Source organism: Vibrio sp. JCM 18905 (genome assembly GCF_055393305.1).
On sequence record NZ_AP043879.1, the window covers coordinates 458358 to 479922 of the forward strand.

The 21565-nt window shown below is 44.8% G+C and carries 19 protein-coding genes; 14 read left to right on the plus strand and 5 right to left on the minus strand.

Going from position 1 to position 21565, the window contains the following annotated elements; genetic code table 11:
* Positions 1–36: 36 nt before the first annotated feature.
* Both srmB and ACZ5ZC_RS10335 read right to left on the minus strand, forming a co-directional pair.
* The gene (gene srmB, locus ACZ5ZC_RS10330) at positions 37–1260 is read right to left on the minus strand and encodes an ATP-dependent RNA helicase SrmB (RefSeq protein ID WP_054867276.1); all 1224 of its coding nucleotides are present in this window, start codon (positions 1258–1260) and stop codon (positions 37–39) included.
* Positions 1261–1367: 107 nt separating this feature from the next.
* On the minus strand, positions 1368–2087 hold the full coding sequence (locus ACZ5ZC_RS10335; protein WP_464931895.1) for a tRNA1(Val) (adenine(37)-N6)-methyltransferase: 720 nt from the start codon (positions 2085–2087) through the stop codon (positions 1368–1370).
* A gap of 330 nt (positions 2088–2417) precedes the next feature.
* Between ACZ5ZC_RS10335 and brnQ the strand changes: the two genes are divergently transcribed.
* Positions 2418–3728, plus strand: a complete 1311-nt coding sequence (gene brnQ / locus ACZ5ZC_RS10340; RefSeq protein WP_006742676.1) for a branched-chain amino acid transport system II carrier protein — start codon at positions 2418–2420, stop codon at positions 3726–3728.
* Between the two features lie 78 nt (positions 3729–3806).
* On the opposite strand, the gene fldB is transcribed toward brnQ, so the two are convergent.
* Positions 3807–4325, minus strand: a complete 519-nt coding sequence (fldB, locus tag ACZ5ZC_RS10345) for a flavodoxin FldB (RefSeq protein ID WP_005397338.1) — start codon at positions 4323–4325, stop codon at positions 3807–3809.
* A 158-nt stretch (positions 4326–4483) separates the two neighbouring features.
* Between fldB and xerD the strand changes: the two genes are divergently transcribed.
* The 7 genes from xerD (at position 4484) to ACZ5ZC_RS10380 (ending at position 13216) form a co-directional block, all read left to right on the plus strand.
* Positions 4484–5401 carry a site-specific tyrosine recombinase XerD gene (xerD, locus tag ACZ5ZC_RS10350; RefSeq protein WP_005397336.1) on the plus strand — a complete coding sequence of 306 codons (918 nt, stop codon included), beginning with the start codon at positions 4484–4486 and terminating at the stop codon, positions 5399–5401.
* 59 nt (positions 5402–5460) lie between these two features.
* Complete coding sequence (gene dsbC / locus ACZ5ZC_RS10355; protein ID WP_012842135.1) at positions 5461–6249, plus strand: bifunctional protein-disulfide isomerase/oxidoreductase DsbC; 789 nt, start codon at positions 5461–5463, stop codon at positions 6247–6249.
* 44 nt (positions 6250–6293) lie between these two features.
* Entirely contained in the window at positions 6294–8033 is a 1740-nt protein-coding gene (gene recJ, locus ACZ5ZC_RS10360) for a single-stranded-DNA-specific exonuclease RecJ (RefSeq protein WP_464931896.1), read from the plus strand.
* Between the two features lie 173 nt (positions 8034–8206).
* Positions 8207–9305 (plus strand): peptide chain release factor 2 gene (gene prfB / locus ACZ5ZC_RS10365; RefSeq protein ID WP_100068604.1). Its coding sequence is split into 2 segments (ribosomal slippage): positions 8207–8281 and positions 8283–9305, totalling 1098 coding nucleotides; the frame shifts between segments, so codons are not numbered across the junction.
* 34 nt (positions 9306–9339) lie between these two features.
* Positions 9340–10857, plus strand: a complete 1518-nt coding sequence (gene lysS / locus ACZ5ZC_RS10370) for a lysine--tRNA ligase (protein WP_005397328.1) — start codon at positions 9340–9342, stop codon at positions 10855–10857.
* Between the two features lie 244 nt (positions 10858–11101).
* The gene (vpsR, locus tag ACZ5ZC_RS10375) at positions 11102–12436 is read left to right on the plus strand and encodes a cyclic-di-GMP-binding transcriptional regulator VpsR (protein WP_104974479.1); all 1335 of its coding nucleotides are present in this window, start codon (positions 11102–11104) and stop codon (positions 12434–12436) included.
* A 528-nt stretch (positions 12437–12964) separates the two neighbouring features.
* On the plus strand, positions 12965–13216 hold the full coding sequence (locus ACZ5ZC_RS10380) for a hypothetical protein (RefSeq protein ID WP_005397324.1): 252 nt from the start codon (positions 12965–12967) through the stop codon (positions 13214–13216).
* A gap of 134 nt (positions 13217–13350) precedes the next feature.
* Here ACZ5ZC_RS10380 and ACZ5ZC_RS10385 read toward each other — a convergent pair whose 3' ends face one another.
* Entirely contained in the window at positions 13351–14385 is a 1035-nt protein-coding gene (locus ACZ5ZC_RS10385; RefSeq protein ID WP_464931897.1) for an NADP(H)-dependent aldo-keto reductase, read from the minus strand.
* Positions 14386–14539: 154 nt separating this feature from the next.
* On the opposite strand from ACZ5ZC_RS10385, the gene ACZ5ZC_RS10390 reads away from it, so the two are divergent.
* On the plus strand, positions 14540–14851 hold the full coding sequence (locus ACZ5ZC_RS10390; protein WP_005397320.1) for a DUF6482 family protein: 312 nt from the start codon (positions 14540–14542) through the stop codon (positions 14849–14851).
* A 15-nt stretch (positions 14852–14866) separates the two neighbouring features.
* On the opposite strand, the gene mutH is transcribed toward ACZ5ZC_RS10390, so the two are convergent.
* On the minus strand, positions 14867–15547 hold the full coding sequence (gene mutH / locus ACZ5ZC_RS10395; RefSeq protein WP_464931898.1) for a DNA mismatch repair endonuclease MutH: 681 nt from the start codon (positions 15545–15547) through the stop codon (positions 14867–14869).
* Positions 15548–16166: 619 nt separating this feature from the next.
* On the opposite strand from mutH, the gene rppH reads away from it, so the two are divergent.
* From rppH to ACZ5ZC_RS10420, 5 genes are all read left to right on the plus strand, one after another.
* Positions 16167–16688, plus strand: a complete 522-nt coding sequence (gene rppH / locus ACZ5ZC_RS10400; RefSeq protein WP_005381953.1) for an RNA pyrophosphohydrolase — start codon at positions 16167–16169, stop codon at positions 16686–16688.
* Positions 16689–16690: 2 nt separating this feature from the next.
* Positions 16691–18937: a phosphoenolpyruvate--protein phosphotransferase gene (gene ptsP, locus ACZ5ZC_RS10405; RefSeq protein WP_464931899.1), complete on the plus strand. Its 2247-nt coding sequence runs from the start codon at positions 16691–16693 to the stop codon at positions 18935–18937.
* Positions 18938–18943: 6 nt separating this feature from the next.
* On the plus strand, positions 18944–19735 hold the full coding sequence (locus ACZ5ZC_RS10410) for a sulfite exporter TauE/SafE family protein (RefSeq protein WP_006743341.1): 792 nt from the start codon (positions 18944–18946) through the stop codon (positions 19733–19735).
* Positions 19736–19822: 87 nt separating this feature from the next.
* A complete protein-coding gene (gene lgt / locus ACZ5ZC_RS10415; protein WP_005381948.1) occupies positions 19823–20644 on the plus strand; it encodes a prolipoprotein diacylglyceryl transferase in 822 nt (273 codons plus the stop codon).
* Between the two features lie 9 nt (positions 20645–20653).
* Complete coding sequence (locus ACZ5ZC_RS10420) at positions 20654–21505, plus strand: thymidylate synthase (protein WP_005381947.1); 852 nt, start codon at positions 20654–20656, stop codon at positions 21503–21505.
* Positions 21506–21565: the final 60 nt, after the last annotated feature.

Below are 21565 nucleotides of genomic sequence, written 5' to 3' on the forward strand. Positions count from 1 at the left end.
TTATGTTGTAGCTTAGGCTATTTCGCCCCAACAAGATTACTTCTTCTTAGCGGTTTTCTTTTTCGCTAGCTTCTTCTTGTCTTCTTTTTTCTTTTTCTTCTTAAACACAGGTTTTTTGTGTTTCGGACGCATCTCTTTTACGAAACGCTCTTTGATGTCTTCTTTCACGTAACGTGCAACGCGATCCATCATTGGTTGGTCGTGTGCTTCTACGATTGAGATAGCGTTACCTTTCTTACCCGCACGAGCCGTACGGCCAATACGGTGAAGGTAGACATCAGCCGTACGTGGCATGTCGTAGTTAATAACGTGTGACACATCCGGAAGGTCGATACCACGCGCAGCAACGTCCGTCGCGAGCAGCACGTTCACAGTACCATCGCGGAAGCGAGAAATCGCATTGTTACGACGATCTTGAGGCATTTCACCTTGAATCCAAGAACATGGAATCTGTGCGCTCTCAAGCTGCGCTCGTAGCTCTGCCAAACGCTCACGTGTCTTCAAGAAGACAATGGTGCGTTCTGCTTGCTGAGTAATAATGTGTTTTAGTAATTCAAGCTTGTGTTCTGCATCATCAGCACGGTGGTACCACTGAGCAATCTTCTTACGTTCACGCAGTGGCGATTTTGCATCAATTTCTGCTGGGTCATTCAACAGATCAGCGGTAAAGCCTTCTACGCCTTTACCCTCTAGTGTTGCTGAGAATAGAAGGGTTTGTTTACGCCAGCGGCACTCGTTAGATAGACGATCAACAGTAGGAGCAAAACCCATGTCTAGCATACGGTCTGCTTCATCCAGAATTAACCATTCGATTGCACGACAATCAAAACGTTCTGCATCAATGTATTCTTTTAAACGGCCAGGCGTTGCAACCACAATGTCTTGTGTTGTCGCAAGGATATCGGCGTGCTCTTGGTATTGAACACCACCTGTGATGGTGAAAATGTTCAGTTTAGTGTTTTTTGCCAAAGCTCGTGCTTGATCAGCGATTTGCATCGCCAATTCGCGCGTCGGCGTTAGGATCAAAATACGCGCAGGTCCAGGCTTGCGACGAGGGAAGTCTTGCAAGTATTGCAATGCTGGCAGAACGAAGGCTGCCGTTTTACCAGTACCTGTTGGCGCTGACGCTAGAATGTCACGACCATCCAACGCTTGTGGAATCGCTTCTGCCTGAATTTTTGTTGGGCGTTCGTAACCCATCTCTTCAATGGCTTCAAGTAGGTTTTGGTCTAGATCAAGTTCAGCAAAGGTTCTGATCACAATGAGTTCTCCACAAGCAAAGCTTGGTTAATGGTTCGCCACAACAGCATAGAATACAAAAAGGTCGCACATTATAAAGTGATTGGTGATAAGGATCACATGTTATTTCACATCTTAAGATAAAACTCGCGGGTTAATTGGACGAAATCGTCACTGTAACCGTCATGCGAATGAATTATTAAATGTGATTCTTGAGTATCGCAAGGCTGCTTCGCCAGTTCAAATAACAGTCGATGTACCAGTTTCTTTTCTGATGGCTGTACACGACAGACTCGCGATAGATGCCAACCTTGGTGTAATGCTAGTTCAATAAACCGTTCGCCTTCGGTGATTGGTAACACAAAATTAGCTTTCCCTTGTTCATCAAGCAACTGATAGCAACGTTGTAGCAATGCGTTGTGGCGTAGCGTATCAGTGTGCCTCGCGGTTGCACGTTGACTGTGTTTCGATTGCTCGCCGCTATTGAAGTAGGGAGGATTACAAATGATACGTTGGAATGGATGCGTCGGCGTAAAGTCTAGTATGTCGGAATGATGCACACTCACACGATCTGACCAAGGCGACTGAACTACATTTTTTTGCGCAGCTTCAATGGCTGTTAATTCAATATCGACCGCGGTTATTTGAGCTTCTGTAAAGCGTTGGGCACACATCAGGGTAAGCAACCCGGTGCCAGTGCCAATATCGAGAATTTGAGCGTTGTTCGGGCTTTGAATCCAAGCACCAAGCATGACCCCATCAGTGCTGACGGGCATACCACTCTCGCCGCCCTCAATACAAAATTGCTTAAAATTGAAGCCTTTAGTTTTCAGTTTTTTGCTCTTCATGATTGTTTTATGTTTGCTCAATAATTAAGTGAATTTCTCTATTGTTTCTTAATTGTATAGATTGTTGTTTTGTTGGTTATTAAATTGTATTGTTAATTGATCGAGATAAAGAACTGGTCTGTTATTTAGATCTGGTTATATTCACTGCTTTTAAGTTTGAAAACTAAATTAATATGGTGTTTTTTTCTTAAAGGTTGCCAAATGATGAGTCTTTCGTCATTATGCGGCGAAAATTTTATAGATTGAACCACGTGTACTTATTGACTTTAGGTATACAAAAAGTGGTCTAAGCATACACAACATTCATTAATTAAAAGACAAGGGTTATCTGTGAAGCAGACGTTAAAACTAACAGATATTATCGCAGTAGGCTTTATGCTATTTGCGTTCTTTTTAGGTGCGGGCAATATCATCTTTCCACCTCTAGCGGGTCAGCTAGCCGGTGAAAACTTAATGCCAGCGATGTTTGGTTTCTTGCTAACAGCGGTAGGTCTACCTCTTATTACTATCGTTGCTATTGCTGTTGCTGGTGGTTCTTGGGATCACTTAACGCAAGACCTTCCGAAAAAAGCAGCGGTTATTATGGCTGCGTTGATCTTCATCATCATCGGTCCTGCGTTTGCTGCGCCTCGTACTGGCCTAGTGGCTTACGAGATGGCGGTTAAACCTTTCTTCCTCGAAGCGTCACAAACGCATCTCACTGCATTTTCAGTGATCTTCTTTATTGCGGCGATGATGTTCTCATGGTTCCAAGGCCGTTTGATTGATCTTATCGGTAAAGTACTAACGCCGGCATTGTTCGTGGGTTTGATCATTCTTGCTGTCGCGGTATTTATTGATCCTCAAGGTGACATGCTGGGCGCGCACGGTGAGTACTTAACGCAACCACTGACCAAAGGCTTCCTAGAAGGCTACAACACAATGGATACGTTCGCGTCACTGATGTTTGGCATGCTGATGGTTGATGCACTGCGCGGTAAAGGCATTACTGAGCGTTCTGCAACGACTAAATATCTGATCTATGCAGGTTGTATTGCCGCTGCCGGTCTTGCGTTTGTTTACATCTCACTATTCTACTTGGGCGCGACAAGTGCAACTGTTGCTGCTGGTGCAGATAACGGTGGTCTGGTACTTAGCCAATACGTTCAAGCGCTGTTTGGTCCATACGGTCAAATCGTTCTGTCTGTCATTGTATTACTAGCGTGTTTGACAACGGCTATTGGCTTGATTTCTGCGTGTTCAGACTTCTTCAGCTCGAAAACGCCACTGTCATACAAGCAATGGGTACTTATTAACGGTTCTGTTTGTGCGTTGGTTGCGAATGTCGGCCTTGCACAACTGATTTCTCTGTCAGTGCCAGTATTGTTTGCGCTGTACCCTGTGGCGATTGCGTTGGTTGCACTAACATTTGTACGCAGCAAACTGCCAAATCCACGTTTTGCTTACCGCGCGGTACTACTTGTATCTCTGCTGTTTGCGTTGGTTGATGCGGCAAAAGTATCGGGTGTTGATGTTTCTGCGTTTAACATGTTGCCACTATTCGAAGTGGGCATGGGTTGGGTGCTTCCAACATTTGCGGCTATCGTGTGCATGTTCTTCATCGCGAAACCTCGTCCAGAGTTAGCACAAGAAACGGCGTAATAACTTCGCACGATCAAGATATTAAAAAGCCCGATGAATTACTTCATCGGGCTTTTTATCTTTGAAGCGTTCACACTATTAAAGTGTGTCGTGGAACTCCACAAGAACTTGTTCACACCATTTTTCGATGCGCTCATCACTCAGTTCGTACTGCGAGTCTTCATCTAACGCTAGTCCAACAAACTTGCTGCCATCTTCAATCAGTGCTTTCGATGCTTCAAATTCGTAGCCTTCATTTGGCCAGTAACCGATAAAGGTTGCGCCGGTCGCTTGTAATTCATCGTGAAGTAAGCCCATCGCGTCCAAATACCACTCACCGTAGCCTTCTTGGTCACCCAGACCAAACAGCGCGACAACTTTACCTTTTAATGGTGTTGTTGCGATGTCTTGCCAAATCGCGTTCCAATCTTCTTGAATTTCACCAAAGTCCCAAGTTGAGATGCCAAGGAGTAGTAAGTCGTAGTCTGCCATTAGTGATAACGGTGTCTCTTTCACATTGTGAATGTCGACAAGGTCTTCACCAATAATGGTACGAATTTTCTCTGCTGCCATTTCGGTGTAGCAGGTCGTTGAGCCGTAAAAGAGTCCGATTTTCATTATATTCATCGTTATTTGTGTTGCTGTTGTGGAAGATTCTAACCATAAATTGAGGAAGATTGCAGCGAATATCCTAAGCGGGATGATTTTTTTATGGTATTGGATCGGTAGGTGCCTTAATCTAAGTACTGTAAATATAAACAGATAAGGAAGCGTTCATGACGGCACAACAGCCTGTCAATCAACAAGATTTTTCGCTTGTTGAGCAATTCTTAGATGCGATGTGGATGGAGCGTGGGCTATCAGAGAACACGCTGGCTTCCTATCGAAATGATTTGATGAAGCTGCTCACGTGGATGGAGAAACATCGCTACCGTCTTGATTTCATTAGTTTGTCTGGCTTGCAAGAATACCAAAGCTACCTTGTAGACTTGGATTACAAGCAGACGTCCCGTGCGCGTATGTTGTCGGCAATTCGCCGTTTATTCCAATATCTGCATCGTGAGAAAGTACGTGCTGATGATCCGAGTGCGCTCTTGGTCAGTCCTAAACTGCCACAACGCTTGCCCAAAGATATTAGTGAAGAGCAAGTGGACGCCTTGCTCGAAGCGCCAGACCCGAATGATCCTGTGGAATTGCGGGATAAAGCGATGCTGGAACTACTGTATGCGACTGGTTTGCGTGTGACGGAATTGGTCAGTTTAACTATGGAAAACATTAGTTTGCGTCAAGGAGTTGTACGTGTCACAGGTAAAGGCGGTAAAGAGCGCTTAGTGCCAATGGGGGAGAACGCGGTAGATTGGATCGAGACGTTTATTCAACAAGGGCGCCCTGCGTTACTTGGTGATACATCATCTGATATTGTTTTTCCTAGCAAACGCGCAAGGCAAATGACTCGTCAGACGTTTTGGCACCGTATTAAGTACTATGCTTTGATAGCAGGGATTGACACTGAACAGCTGTCGCCGCACGTACTGCGTCATGCCTTTGCCACGCATTTATTGAACTATGGCGCAGATCTCAGGGTCGTACAGATGCTATTAGGACATAGTGACTTATCGACCACGCAAATTTATACTCACGTGGCGACTGAACGATTGAAGCAGATCCACAGTCAACACCACCCAAGAGCATAACAATGGTTAGATTCATCCATGTCTTCTTGGAAAAACGATTTTATATTAAGGTGAATTTCATGAGCGTATTACGCCGACTAACTCTGCTGACTTTACCATTTTTTGTTACCGCGTGTGGTGCAGAAGAAAGTCAGGCTAAAACGGACACTCCTGCACAGCAAGTGGCACCAGCTGCGCAAAGCAGTTTTGATGAAGCAGCATTAAAAACTAAGTTCTCAAAGCTTGGTTTATCTATCGTTGATATTCAGCCATCAGAAGTTGCTGGTTTATTGGAAATCCAAACTAATGGCGGGATCTTGTTTGCTTCAAATGATGGTAGCCATTTTATCGCCGGTACGCTTTATGCCATCAATGACGATGGTAGTTACAAAGATGTCATTGCAGAGCGCCAAGCGCCGCTTAATGCGGAGAAAATCGCGCAGTTCTCCGATAGCATGATTGAATACAAAGCCGACGATGAAAAATATGCAGTGACGGTATTTACTGATATCACTTGTGGTTACTGTGTGCGTCTGCACAGCCAAATGCAAGGCTATAACGATCTAGGCATTACAGTGCGTTACATGGCTTACCCTCGCCAAGGTGCTACTGGCCCAGTGGCAGAGCAAATGGCGACGATTTGGTGTGCTGAAGATCCAAAGTCGGCAATGCACAACGCGAAAGTGAATCGTACGTTTGATAACCCTGCGAAAGACTTAAAACAGTGTAAAGAAACCATCCAATCACATTACAATCTAGGTCGCCAATTGGGAATTTCTGGTACGCCAGCGATCTTCTTACCGAATGGCGAAATGGTTGGCGGTTACCTACCACCTGCAGAGCTATTGAAACGTTTAAAGCAACAATAATCCTTTAGGAGCAGAGCCGGCAAAGTCGCCGGCTCTTTTCAAGCATGATAGAAATTCAACGACGTCCTGAACCTGATCTTTCCCTTCTTCCTGATTCCATTCCTCCGATTCTCAAACGTATCTACATCAACCGTGGGATTACGGATCCTGCGCAACTAGAAACGTCAGCTCGTGGTTTGCATTCTTACCAAAAACTCGGGGGGATTGAGCAAGCTGTCGAGCTTTTGTTTCAGGCAATAAAAGAACAAAAACGCATCATCGTTGTCGGTGATTTTGATGCTGATGGCGCGACGAGCTCTGCATTGTCGGTGCTCGCGCTGCGTATGCTTGGTAGTCACAATGTGGACTACCTAGTACCGAATCGTTTTGAAGACGGTTATGGGTTAAGCCCAGAAGTCGTTGACCAAGCATTAGAGCTTGGCGCTGAGATGATCATGACGGTAGATAACGGTGTGTCATCAATCGAAGGCGTGCGTTACGCAAAAGAAAACGGCATTACCGTGCTCGTTACCGATCACCACTTACCGGGACAAGTGTTGCCTGATGTGGATGCAATGGTGAACCCAAACCTTGAGAGCTGTCACTTTCCGTCTAAAGCGCTCGCTGGTGTCGGGGTCGCGTTTTATCTCATGATGGCACTATGCGTTCATATGCGAAAACACAATTGGTTTGCTGAGCAGGGCATGCAAGAGCCTAAGTTGATGGAACTGATTGACCTTGTTGCACTTGGCACTGTAGCTGACGTTGTCCCACTGGATGAAAACAACCGTATTCTTGTGCACCAAGGCCTGCAGCGTATTCGTGCGGGCAAAGCGCGCCCTGGCATTCAAGCATTGATTGAAGTAGCGAAGCGCGATGCGCGTCGTTTGGTGGCGTCCGATTTTGGTTTTGCTTTAGGTCCTCGTATCAATGCTGCAGGTCGCCTTGATGATATGTCATTTGGTGTTGAACTGTTGATGTGTAACAACATTCACGCCGCTCGTCGTATGGCAAGTGAACTGGATGGTTTGAACCAAACTCGTAAAGAGATTGAAGAAGGCATGAAGCAAGAAGCGATGGCTTTCTGCGAGCGTCTCCAGTTTGGTGAAGGCAGTGAGCTTCCTTACGGATTAGCCTTGTTCCAAGGTGATTGGCACCAAGGTGTGATTGGTATTTTGGCTTCGCGCATCAAAGAGAAGTTTCACCGTCCAGTCATCGCATTTGCTGATGGCGGAGAAGGGACAATTAAGGGATCGTGTCGTTCTATTCCGGGGTTACACATGCGTGATGCGTTGGATTTCATCGACACGCAAAACCCAGGTTTGATCATCAAATTTGGTGGTCACGCGATGGCGGCAGGCTTAACAATTAAAGAGCAGGATTTCGAACGTTTCAGCCGTTTATTTGATGAAGTGGTAAAAAAGGAACTCGATGAAGCGGCGCTAAAAGGCGTGATCATGTCAGATGGTGAACTTAAGCCTGAAGAATTCTCTATGCATGTCGCTGAACAGCTGCGGTCTGGTGGCCCTTTTGGACAAGCCTTCCCTGAACCAATCTTTGATGGTGAGTTTAAAGTGTTGCATCAAAAGCTGGTGGGTGAGAAGCATCTTAAATTGATGTTAGAGCCGCTTTACAAAGGTCACCCTACCAATGTGATGATCGATGGCATTGCATTTAATGTCGATTTGCGTCGCTGGCCGGATGCATCAGTTAAAACGGTACGTTTAGCTTACAAATTGGATGTGAATGAATTTCGTGGGAATCAATCACTGCAATTGATGATCGATCATATCGAAGCTAAGTAATATCTAGATTAACCTTTCTTATAGAGTACGGTTGCCCCTAAGAGGGTGTAAAATTTTATGACCGTGCTCTCTCTAACCGCAATCTGATTTCTCATCCGAAATTTTCCTGTATCTCGGTCACATTTTTCAGTAGAATTTCTCGGTTAAATTCTATTCTAAAATGTTGAGTAAACATGTTTGAAATCAATCCAATTAAAAACCGTCTGCAGGACGTGTCTCAGCGCACAAATGTCCTGAGGGGGTATCTTTGACTATGACGCGAAGAAAGAGCGTCTAGAAGAAGTCAACGCAGAGCTTGAACAACCTGATGTATGGAACGAACCTGAACGTGCACAAGCACTGGGGAAAGAGCGTGCATCGCTAGAAGCGGTTGTTGAAACTATTGATCAACTAGAGCAAGGTGTAGAAGACGTAGAAGGTCTTCTTGAGCTGGCTGTAGAAGAAGAAGATCAAGAAACATTTGACGAAATCGAACCAGAACTTGCTGAGTTGGAAGAGAAGCTAGAAAAGCTTGAATTCCGTCGTATGTTCTCGGGCGACCATGATAGTTCAGATTGCTACATCGATTTGCAAGCTGGCTCTGGTGGTACGGAAGCACAAGACTGGACCAACATGCTGCTGCGTATGTACCTACGCTGGGCAGAGGCGAAGGGCTTCAAAGCTGAAGTGATTGAAGTCTCTGAAGGTGAAGTCGCGGGTCTTAAGTCGGCAACAGTTCGTATCTCTGGTGAGTATGCGTACGGTTGGTTGCGCACTGAAACGGGCGTTCATCGTCTTGTTCGTAAATCTCCGTTCGATTCAGGCGGCCGTCGTCATACGTCATTTGCGTCTGCGTTCATCTATCCAGAGATTGATGAAAACATCGACATCGACATTAATCCTTCTGACCTACGCATCGACGTTTACCGTGCGTCAGGCGCAGGTGGTCAGCACGTCAACACCACAGAATCTGCGGTACGTATTACGCACGTACCAACGAACACCGTGGTTCAGTGTCAGAATGACCGTTCTCAACATAAGAACAAAGATCAGGCAATGAAACAGCTTCGAGCGAAGCTATTTGAGCTTGAATTGCAAAAGCAAAACGCGGAAAAACAAGCTAATGAAGACGCTAAGTCTGACATTGGCTGGGGTAGCCAGATCCGTTCTTACGTATTGGATGACTCACGTATTAAGGACCTCCGTACGGGCATTGAAAACCGTAATACTCAAGCGGTTCTTGATGGCGATCTGGACAAATTTATTGAAGCTAGCCTGAAATCAGGCCTATAAAGCTTTTCACCGACAAAAACAGGATACATCGAAAATGACTGATGCTGTTCAAAACGAAACTGTACTAGAAGAAAATAAGCTGATTGCTGAACGCCGCGCTAAACTGGATGAAATCCGAAAGAGCTGCAAAGCAAACGGCCACCCAAACGACTTCCGTCGTGACGCACTAGCGGGCGACCTTCAAAAAGAGTTCGGTGAAAAGACGAAGGAAGAGCTAGAAGAGCTTAACCACGTGGTTGCAATTGCTGGCCGTATTATGGCTAAGCGTGGTCCATTCCTAGTAATTCAAGAAACATCTGGCCGTATCCAAGCTTACGCTGCTAAAGACGTACAAAAAGAGCTAAAAGAGAAATACCAAGGTCTTGATATCGGTGACATCATCGGTGTTAAAGGTGCGCTGCACAAATCTGGTAAGGGTGACCTATACGTGAACATGGAAGAATACGAGTTGCTAACTAAAGCACTTCGTCCACTTCCTGAGAAGTTCCACGGTCTTACTGACCAAGAAATGCGTTACCGTCAGCGTTACGTTGATCTGATTGTGAACGAAGATTCACGTAAAGCATTTATTGTACGTTCTAAAGTAATGTCTGCAATTCGTAACTTCATGATCTCAAAACAGTTCATGGAAGTAGAAACGCCGATGATGCACGTGATCCCAGGTGGTGCAAGTGCACGCCCATTCATTACGCATCACAACGCGCTAGACATGCCAATGTACCTACGTATTGCACCTGAGCTATACCTGAAGCGTCTAGTGGTTGGTGGCTTCGATCGCGTATTCGAAATTAACCGTAACTTCCGTAACGAAGGTCTTTCTCCACGTCATAACCCAGAATTCACTATGATGGAATTCTACATGGCGTACGCGGATTACAAAGATCTGATGGACTTTACTGAAGAACTACTAAGCTCGGTAGCGCAAGAAGTTCTAGGTTCAACATCAATGCCTTACGGTGATGAAACGGTTGAATTTGGTGGCACTTACACTCGTATGAGCATGTTTGAAGCAATCAAGCAGTACAACCCAGATCACGCGCAAATCCAAGCGCTAACCGAAGAAGATCTACAAAACCGTGAACTGATGGTTTCTATCGCGAAATCAGTACATGTTGAAGTAGAAGACTTCTGGACATGCGGTCAGCTTCTAGAAGAAATCTTCGGTGAAACAGCAGAACCTAAGCTAATGCAGCCAACGTTCATCACTGGCTACCCAGCGGACATCTCTCCATTGGCTCGCCGTAGCGATGACAACCCGTTCTTTACAGACCGCTTTGAATTCTTCATCGGCGGCCGTGAAGTGGCGAATGGCTTCTCAGAGCTTAACGATGCAGAAGATCAAGACGCGCGCTTTAAAGCACAGGTTGAAGCTAAAGAGTCTGGTGATGACGAAGCCATGTTCTACGATGCAGATTACATCACTGCACTAGAGCACGGCCTACCACCAACGGCAGGCCAAGGTATCGGTATCGACCGTCTGGTTATGCTACTGACTAACACGCACACTATCCGTGACGTGATCCTATTCCCAGCAATGCGCCCACAAGCGTAATTTGGCAGGATGATCAAAAAAACCACCTTCGGGTGGTTTTTTTATGCCTTTTAGTTAAATAAGTTCAAGTTGTTGCATTTGCTTTTTAATAGGATATGCAAATAAACATTCGCCAAATCTCAATCTATTGCATAGTCTTAATACTGAGACAGACGCGGGGGCGCGGAGTCTCGATAATGTTACCCGCTCGCAAAGATAGGTTTGTGGCGCAAAATTTCTATTAACAATGAAAAAGGGTTAGAGAATGGCTGGGCAGTTTAAGATGGATTCCATCCCGGGATCGCTTGTGGTAGTTGGCGGTACTTATGAGCCTTGGTTATCAGTACTTGAGCAAGTGGGCTGGAAGTGTCACCAAGTGGGTGACTTACGCAAAGCTAATACGTTGTTAGAGGATATTGGTCCATGTATCGGTATTGTCGATCTCAGCCATGACGAATTCAGCTTGAACGGTTTGGCGAACTTAGTCAGTTCTCACAAACACGTGCGTTGGTTAGCGTTTATTCGTGAATCTCAGCTTGGCACTGACACCATATGCCAGTTCATTGTTAACTTTTGTATCGACTTTTTCACTGCGCCAATCCCAGATGCCCAGCTTTTAAGCACGATTGGTCACCAGCTTGGTATGCTCAAGTTGGAGAAAAAAGTTTGGCCTAGTTTTGGTAGCAGCTTAGACATGGGGCTGATCGGTGAATCTATCCCGATGAAGCGTTTACGCGATCAAGTAAAGCGAATCGGTCCGACGGACGTCAGTATTCTGATTTCTGGGGAAAGTGGTACAGGTAAAGAAGCGGTTGCTCGCGCTATCCACAAAGTCTCCTCACGTTCTCATAAACCGTTTATGGCAATTAACTGTCGCGCACTCAATGAGCAACGTTTCCAAGCGGAAGTGTTTGGTATTAACGCCGATGAAGATATGGAAGCATGCCTGCTTGAACAAGCAGATGGCGGTACGGTGCTGTTTAATGACATTCTTACCATTTCAAAAGAGCAGCAAATGAATCTGCTGAGATTCTTGCAAGAAGGCACTATTGATACCAAAGATGGTGTAAAAGCGGTCAATGTGCGCATCCTTGCTGCTAACTCGTCAGATGTAGAAAAAGCCTTGATTGACGGAGATTTTAATGAAGAGCTTTATCACTACATTAACGTATTACGCATTAATGTCCCGAGCTTAAAAGAGCGCGCGAGCGATATTTCTTTGTTAGCGCGCTACTACTTACAAGAGTTTTCTAAAGAGTATAACTCGCAAGCAAAAAGTTTTTCTGAGGATGCACTCAAGGCTCTGACACGTTATTTCTGGCCAGGTAACGTACGTGAATTGATGAACCAAGTGAAACGAGCGGTTCTGATGTCTGACAGCGTAATGATTGAAGAGCATCACCTAGATTTGCCTCAGCGTAATGACTCAAAGCGTAGTTTGAAATCGATTCGTGAGAAGAGTGAGCGTGACGCGTTACTGGTTGTTTTGGAATCTCATTCTGGTCAAGTTTCGAATGCGGCGAAGGAGCTTGGTGTTTCACGCGCGACGATGTATCGACTACTGAACAAACATAATTTGATTTCTGATCAAGCCATGTAATTTGTTCTTTCTGAAGTTAAATTGGTGAATGAATATCAGTGAAGGAGCGGCCACAAAGCCGCTCTTTTTGTTTTGTATTCAGTTTGATTTATAAAATCCGTAATTTCATATATTCCCTAGGTGAATATGTTATATAGAAAAGTATATGAAACTGAATTGCGGTGTATTGGTTTGTTTTTAATCAAAAAGACAAAAAATGTTTGATATATATTCATCAAAGCTTACAATTTAACCGTAACTCAATGAGTTATACCTTTCATAAACGGATTAATTTTTAGCTAGGAGGCGCAAGATGAAACATTACGTTGTTAACACCACTGCTTGCGCTGATCGTATGCCTATCGCTCCGATGACTCTTAAGTCGGATGATACCAATACCACTGGCTCACAAGATAAAAATTAATCCGTAACCTATCTTATTTATTACTAGGCTGCGGAAAAGTAGCGGCTTAGTATCAACAGAACACCTCTGTTCATTTTACGCACTATTTTTCCCAGTCGAATACATCGATAATCGGAGAAAATATTATGCGTCACTCTATTTACCTACAACTGGCAACTTTGCTATTGAAAGCAGACCTTAAACGCGAAGAAAAGCAATGGCAGCGAACCATACGCCGCACTGCTCATGATGTTCCATGGACGAATGTTCATCTATTGAGGGATATTGGTTTAGATAGCGATGGTCGTTCTACACGCGCCAATGTTCCGGATGCAGTAAAAGTTGAACGTCGAGTTCGTCACCTTCGTCGAGTTTTAACGTCGCGAATAATGACGTAATCTTTAGCGTGTTGGACTGACTGAGTTGCTATCGAGTCATTCAACACGCTTAACGTGCGATATGAAGTCATACTTCATTTGATAAACAGCTGACCTTGAAGGTCAGCTGTTTTCGTTTGAGGGGAGCTTTACTGTTAAGGGCATGGATTCGAGTAGGTTGTACCAATTGCTTTAATCTCAGTAAGGAGCTCATCGCTTAGTTTTAGGTCGATACTGTCGATGTTGGCTTTTAATTGGTCAAGGTTGGTCGCGCCGATAATATTAGATGCTACAAATGGGCGCTGATTGACAAATGCAAGTGCCATTTGTGCAGGATCCAAACCATGCTCTTGGGCTAAATTGACGTAAGCTTCGGTCGCTTTAACACCTTGTGGAGTGAAGTAGCGCGCAAAACGCTCCCACTTAGTGCATCGAGCGCCTTCAGGTTTTGCCCCGTTTAGGTATTTACCACTCAGGCAGCCAAATGCCAAAGGAGAGTAAGCAAGTAACTGAACGCCTTCGTAATGGCTGATTTCAGACAAGCCCACTTCAAAGCTGCGGTTCAACAAGTTATATGGGTTTTGAATCGAGACAATGCGTGGCAAATCATGCTTTTCAGCTAAACGCAGTAATGACATCACACCCCATGGCGTTTCGTTTGATACACCGATGTAGCGTACTTTGCCTGCATTCACTAGCTCAGTCAGCGCTTCCAAGGTTTCAATTAATGTGACTTCTTCTTGTTTGTCTGGGTAAGGATAGTTGAGTTGACCAAAGCAGTTAGTTTGGCGTTGAGGCCAATGTAATTGGTATAAATCGACATAATCCGTTTGCAGGCGATTAAGGCTGTCATCAATTGCTGTATGGATGTGGCGACGATTAAGGCTCATGTTGTCTCGGATGTGAGGGACGCCGCGAGGGCCTGCCACTTTTGTTGCCAGCACAACTTTTTCACGTTTGCCGCTCTTTGCTAACCAATTACCGATGTATTGCTCGGTGAGTCCTTGCGTTTCCGCTTTGGGAGGTACAGGGTACATCTCTGCGGTATCAATGAAATTCACCCCATGATCAAGGGCAAAGTCGAGCTGTTCAAAGGCGTCCTTTTCTGTATTTTGCTCGCCAAACGTCATGGTTCCGAGGCAGATTTTACTGATCTCAAGTGATGAGTGCGGTAGTTTTGTGTATTGCATATCACGTCCTTGAAGAGTTACCGACTAAATAAGTGATTCCAATATAGGGGATTTTTAACCGCTATCGCAAATGATTTACGTATAAAGGAAGACCAAACTCGAAAGCTATACATAGCCTAACTACACTTAAATAATCGTGTGAAGGAGGTACGTTATGCAGAAGCATCAATTGGACATGTGGTTACACGGTCCCCATAAAGATACTTATAAAACTCCCAAAGTATTTGTAATTGGGTGTTCTGATGTCTCTGACTATTTGCTAGCAGTGGAGTACAAGCATCAACTTGAGCCGATTAAAGACGGTGAAGATCCGATACATTTCGGTTCGTTAGATTTGGTGAAAGAAGAGCTGCTGAGGTTAGGGGTAGATAAAGCGTATTTAAGGCTGCACAATGCGTATGACGAATGTGGCACTGAAGAGGCAGCCTCGTACTGTGATATCGAGTTATCGCTCGTGACGCACTAAATGGCGGAAACAACATTACTCAGATGGCGCGCTGATGTAGTGCTTGAATAAGATCTGTTCAGTAAACTGTGTTCTGAGGTAAAAACCTCGGGGCAGAGTTTTTATCGGTTTGCCATTTGAGCTGTATGCTTCGGTGAGGGCTTTTGCATTCGCTGCTTTAGGGCGAAGATGCAGCGCTTCTCCGTGTCTGGCGGAAATTTGATCAAATTTCCCCAAGACGATCATCTCCATTAGCTCTTCCCAGTCGTTTCGTAAAATACGCTCTTCGTCTTCGTCTGGTGACCAAATCAGTGGGCTACCAACACGTCTTTCTGCAAGTGGAATTTCTCGTTCCCCTTCCACTGGTACCCAAAGCACACGAGACAGCTTGTTGCGTACGTGGCTTGTTTCCCATGTAAGACCATGAACACCTGTGAGAGGAGCCACCGAAACAAAGGTTGTTTCCAACGGTTTGCCAGAGTGACTGATCGGAATACTTTTCAGCTCGATCCCTAGCTTAGCGAAATCTTGTTGAGGTTTACTGCCTGCTGGGGCGCCCAAGTGCCATTCGAGTAATTGACCCACCCAACCTTTATCACGTTTTAAGTTTTCAGGAACAATCATATTCGCCTCGGCGGCCAGCTCTGCAAAGCTAAGTCCTGCCATATCATGAGCGCGTTCCAATAGCTCTGCTTCTGTTTGTGGTTCTGGTTTCATAGTCACAAGGTGGTATTACAAAAAATATAGTTTATCAAACTCCGGCCAAATCTACTGTTTAAGATTTCACCGAGGCGGTGTAAGAACGATCAATTCATAACTTATCCACAGATGGAGGAGGTATTGATAAGATCCTGACGGGGTCTGTATGAATAAACAGGGGTTAAAATGCATTTTTGGGGTTGATTTTGTTGTAATCATCTAAACGAATAGCAGGTGAGTGTGGATAAATAGCCTGTTGGTGGATCTTTGACCGATCTGAGTTTGGTGAAAAGATCATCAAGAAACTGAAGATCGATTTATCGTTATTTTTAAAAATAAATACTTTTCTATCAATGCTTTATGTTTATTTTCTTGTTTCTTTATTTGTTTTGCTTTTGATGGGATTGAACTGAATTACTCATTTGAATTGAATTCTTCACAAAGTTATTCACAGAAAAGGTGAATAAATGTGGGCAATGTCTCACTCTTGTGTTGATAAGGTATGATGTGATTAAAAGATATCCAAATATGGTGAAAAGGTAATAAATCTTGCTCATATCACATCAGTAAGTTTGCTAGTAATGGGGATATGTGGAAAAATCACGGTAATAAAAAATTTATTCATAGAGGTTAGCCAGTGATAGATGGCGATGGTTACCGACTTAATGTTGGTATTGTGATATGTAATAACCATGGTCAGGTCTTCTGGGCTAAACGATACGGGCAACACTCATGGCAATTCCCACAAGGTGGAATTGACGAAGGTGAAACTCCTGAACAAGCCATGTTCAGGGAGTTATATGAAGAAGTCGGTTTAACGAAAAAAGACGTTAAGATCATTGCAACAAGTCGTCATTGGTTAAGATATAAGCTACCAAAACGATTGGTGCGTTGGGACTCCAAGCCTGTTTGTATCGGCCAAAAACAGAAATGGTTTCTGCTGAGATTAGAATGCGATGAATCTCGCATTAATATGCAACGCGGAAAATCCCCTGAATTTGATGGTTGGCGCTGGGTGAGTTACTGGTATCCAGTTAGGCAAGTTGTTTCTTTCAAGCGAGATGTTTATCGACGAGCGATGAAAGAGTTTGCATCCTTAGCCATGCCTTTTCGAGAGAGAAAAGCGAAAGGGAAAAGAAAAAAGCAACGTAGAGGATAATCATGCTCAGTCAGCTAAGGGAAATAGTTGAGAAAGTCTCCAGGGTCGATGATGTGCATCTGGCACTTGATATATTGGTGAAAGAGACTTGTGCTGCCCTTCGCACTGAGTGCTGTACTATCTATCTTGCTAATGAAGAAATGCAGCGCCTTGAGTTAATGGCAACTCAAGGCCTTATTTTTGAAGGTGATAGTATTCATATCAACTTCAATGAAGGCTTGGTTGGGTTGGTTAAACGAAGCGCAGAGCCACTCAACCTTGCCGAAGCCTCAAAACATCCCGAGTTTAAATTCTTCCCTCAACTTGGTGAACAGATTTACCACTCCTTTTTAGCCACTCCAATCATTCATCGCAAACAAGTTTTAGGTGTGTTGGTGATCCAGCAAAAAACACCGCGCTTGTTCAGTGAGATGGAAGAGTCGTTTCTTGTCACGTTATCCGCTCAGCTAGCAGTGCTTATTGCGCATGCGCAGAATCTTGGGCATTGGCAGTTGGCATCTAAACCCACGGTATTAAAAGGTTTGCCTGCATCTACTGGTGTCGCGATTGGAGAGTTTTGGTTCGACAATACCCAGCCGAGTTTATCGGATGTTTTCCCTTCGTCCACGTTAGATAAAGAACGTGAGCACGAGACATTGCTGGTGGCGATAGAGCGAGCGTTAAATGACTTTCGCCGTATGCGGAAAAAGCTGGACAGTGAAATCAACAAAGATGCGCTGGCGATCTTCGATCTGTTTACTCACTTACTCAATGACCCGATGCTTCGTGGTGATTTGAAGAAGCAGATTGAAAAAGGAGACAGGGCCGATTGGGCGTTACGCCAAGTGGTAGAATCATACTCGAATCGATTTGCCAGAATGTCGGATGTCTACATGCGCGAGAGAGCGCAAGACATCCGAGAGTTAGGGCAAAGGCTGCTCTATTTTCTACATAACAGTGAGCAAGAAAATTCTGCAATTGATCGTCCCATTATTTTGGTGGCGAGTGAACTCACAGCCACCTTGCTCGCTTCTGTACCTAAAGAATTTTTGTTAGCCGTCGTGTCACTAGAAGGTGGCGCGAACTCTCATGCGGCTATTTTGTCTCGCGCACTTGGAGTTCCCGCTGTCATGGGCGCCAACATTAACCCGGATGTGGTCAATGGCAAACTCGGGATAGTGGATGGTTATACGGGCGAGATCTTCCTAGAGCCAAACCGTCAATTATTGCGAGAGTATCGAAGCTTAGTGAGTGAAGAGTCAGAATTGTTTGCAATGGTAAACAAGGACCTCGCACTCCCAGCGGTTACGCAAGACAATCACCACATCGAAATTATGCTCAATGCGGGGCTCAGTGCAGACAGTAATATTGCCATCAATAAAGGAGTTGATGGTGTTGGGTTGTACCGAACTGAGATTGCATTTTTACTTCAACATCACTTTCCGTCCGAAGATGAGCAGTATCATCAATACCAAGCGATACTCAACAGTTATCCGAATCAACGAGTGGTGATGCGCACTTTGGATATTGGTGGTGACAAACCTTTGCCGTATTTGCCCATCGAAGAAGATAATCCGTTTCTAGGCTGGCGTGGCATTCGTTTTACATTGGATCATCCAGACATTTTCTTGATCCAGCTGCGTGCAATGTTAAGAGCGAGTGCAGAAAGCGGAAACTTAAGTATTTTATTGCCAATGGTGTCAGGGGTAAAAGAGTTAGACGATGCCATTAGCTTGATTAATCAAGCTCACAGCGAAGCCGTGTTGCTTGATGATAGAATTCAGTTTCCACAAGTTGGGGTCATGATCGAAGTGCCATCAATGGTGTATTTATTGCCAACGATTGCTCACCGTGTTGATTTTGTTTCTGTCGGGACAAACGATTTAACCCAGTATTTATTAGCAGTTGATAGGAACAATTCGCGCGTCGCGGATGTCTATGAATCTATGCATCCTGCGGTACTGTTAGCGCTTAAGCAAATCCATGACGTGTGCGATAAGTATCAGGTGCCAGTGTGTATTTGTGGTGAGTTAGCTGGCGACCCATTTGGCGCTCTTCTCTTACTTGGGTTAGGGTATACCAGTTTGAGTATGAACACCTCCAACGTGGCTAAGGTGAAATATTTGATTCGTCATAGCCAACAAGAAGAATTAGAAAAATTAGCGGAGCAAGCAATGACAAAGTCCTACGGGGAGGACATTCATCAAATGATGCATGACTTCTTCATCCAACAGGGTTTTGCGGGCTTTATCCGTGCAGGTAAAAAGTAGGAAATCGTGACCGTCTCTTTATTTTTGTTATTGTTGGCGCTAGGCGCTTTTGTGGGTGTGATGGCGGGGTTACTCGGTATCGGTGGTGGTTTGATTGTTGTTCCTGCCTTGTTGTATTTGCTTCCTCTTGCTGGAATCTCTCCAGAAATGAGTATGCACATGGCCCTAGCCACTTCGTTAGCGAGTATTATTGTCACGTCAGGCTCATCGGCGATGAATCACCTTAAGCTCGGCAATGTCGATATGTTCGTCGTAAAATGGTTGATGCCAGGTGTGGTTATAGGTGGTTTTGTCGGTGCCAATATTGCTGAGTGGATCCCTACGCACTACTTGCCGAAAGTATTTGGTGTCATTGTTCTTTGCCTGTCAGTACAAATGTTCCGTTCCATTAAAGTTACGAGCAGTAAACCTATGCCGAGCAGCCCGGTGACCGTTGCGTATGGCACGGGGATTGGCGTTGTATCAAGCCTTGCTGGTATTGGTGGTGGTTCACTATCGGTCCCATTTTTAAATAAACACGGGATAGAAATGCGTAAAGCGGTGGGTTCATCTTCCGTTTGTGGTTGCGTGATTGCTATTTCTGGTATGATCGGTTTCATCTTACATGGCTATAAAGTGGAAGGCTTACCTTCATACAGTATTGGCTATGTTTATCTTCCCGCATTATTAGCTATTGCCATGGCCTCGATGCTCACAACAAAAGTGGGTGCGAAGCTGGCAACTAACCTTCCAACTGCGGTATTAAAAAAGATATTCGCGGTGTTCTTAATGTTTGTAGCAGCGACCATGCTGCTCTAAGTTTGTACCCAAGTCATTCTCGCTGAACCAAGCATCTAGAGGTTACTTGGGTATATTTATTTTGTTGTGATAAGAAGAGAATGATTTATGTCTCAGGGATATATTGAATTTCCCAATATTGATCCGGTTTTAATCTCTATTGGTCCTGTTTCGGTTCGTTGGTACGGTTTGATGTACCTTGTGGGCTTTATGTTCGCCCTATGGTTGGCGAACCGACGTGCGGATAAGCCGGGAAGTGGTTGGACACGAGAACAGGTTTCTGATTTGTTGTTCGCAGGCTTCCTTGGCGTGGTGATTGGTGGCCGTGTTGGCTACGTGCTTTTCTACAATTTTGAGCTCTTCCTGGCTGATCCTTTGTATCTGTTTAAAGTGTGGACCGGTGGTATGTCTTTCCACGGGGGCTTACTGGGTGTTATTACCGCGATGTTCTGGTATGCACACAAAAACGGGCGAACTTTCTTCGGTGTTGCCGACTTTATCGCGCCGCTTGTGCCATTTGGTTTGGGTATGGGGCGTTTAGGTAACTTCATGAACAGCGAATTGTGGGGCCGCGTAACAGATGTACCTTGGGCGATCGTTTTCCCAAATGGCGGTCCACTGCCACGTCATCCATCGCAGCTTTATGAAATGGCGCTTGAAGGTATCGTACTTTTCTTCATCTTGAATTGGTTCATCAAGAAACCTCGTCCTCTAGGTTCTGTTTCAGGGCTCTTTCTTGCGGGTTACGGAACCTTCCGTTTCCTAGTAGAATACGTGCGCGAACCAGACGCTCATTTGGGTTTATTCGGTGGCTTTATTTCCATGGGACAGATTCTATCCCTGCCAATGGTGGTTATCGGTGTCCTAATGATGGTTTGGGCATACAAACGTGGTCATTACAAAGACGAGTTACCACAAAAGACGAAGTAAGGTATTGGTGTGAAACAGTATTTAGATTTGTGTCAACGCATCGTTGACCAAGGTGTTTGGGTTGAAAATGAGCGTACAGGCAAGCGCTGCCTGACCGTAATCAACGCGGATTTAACCTACGATGTTGCGAACAATCAATTTCCGTTGGTCACCACACGTAAAAGTTTTTGGAAAGCGGCCGTTGCAGAGCTACTAGGGTATATTCGTGGTTACGATAATGCGGAAGATTTTCGTAAGCTGGGCACGAAAACCTGGGATGCCAATGCCAACCTAAATGATGCTTGGTTAAATAATCCATATCGTAAGGGCGAAGACGACATGGGCCGTGTCTACGGTGTCCAAGGGCGCGCATGGGCGAAGCCTGATGGCGGACATGTTGATCAATTACGCAAGATAGTGGATGACTTAACGCGTGGTGTTGATGATCGCGGTGAAATCTTGAACTTCTACAACCCGGGTGAATTCCACATGGGGTGCTTGCGTCCTTGCATGTATAGCCACCATTTTTCATTGCTGGATGATACGCTTTACCTGAACAGTACTCAGCGTTCGTGTGATGTACCGCTTGGCTTAAACTTCAATATGGTTCAAGTTTACGTGTTCTTGGCGATCATGGCGCAAATCACGGGCAAGAAACCTGGTCAGGCATTTCATAAGATTGTGAATGCGCACATTTATGAAGATCAGCTTGAACTGATGCGTGATGTTCAGTTGAAGCGTGAACCATTAAAAGCGCCGACGTTCCACATCAATCCAGAGATTAAATCTCTAGAAGATCTGGAAACATGGGTCACACTGGATGACTTTTGGGTTGAAGGATACGAGCATCACGACCCTATTCGTTACCCATTCTCAGTGTAACCAGTATTATTCTTCAAGATATGAAAAAAGCTCCAAATGGAGCTTTTTTGCTTTTTGTAC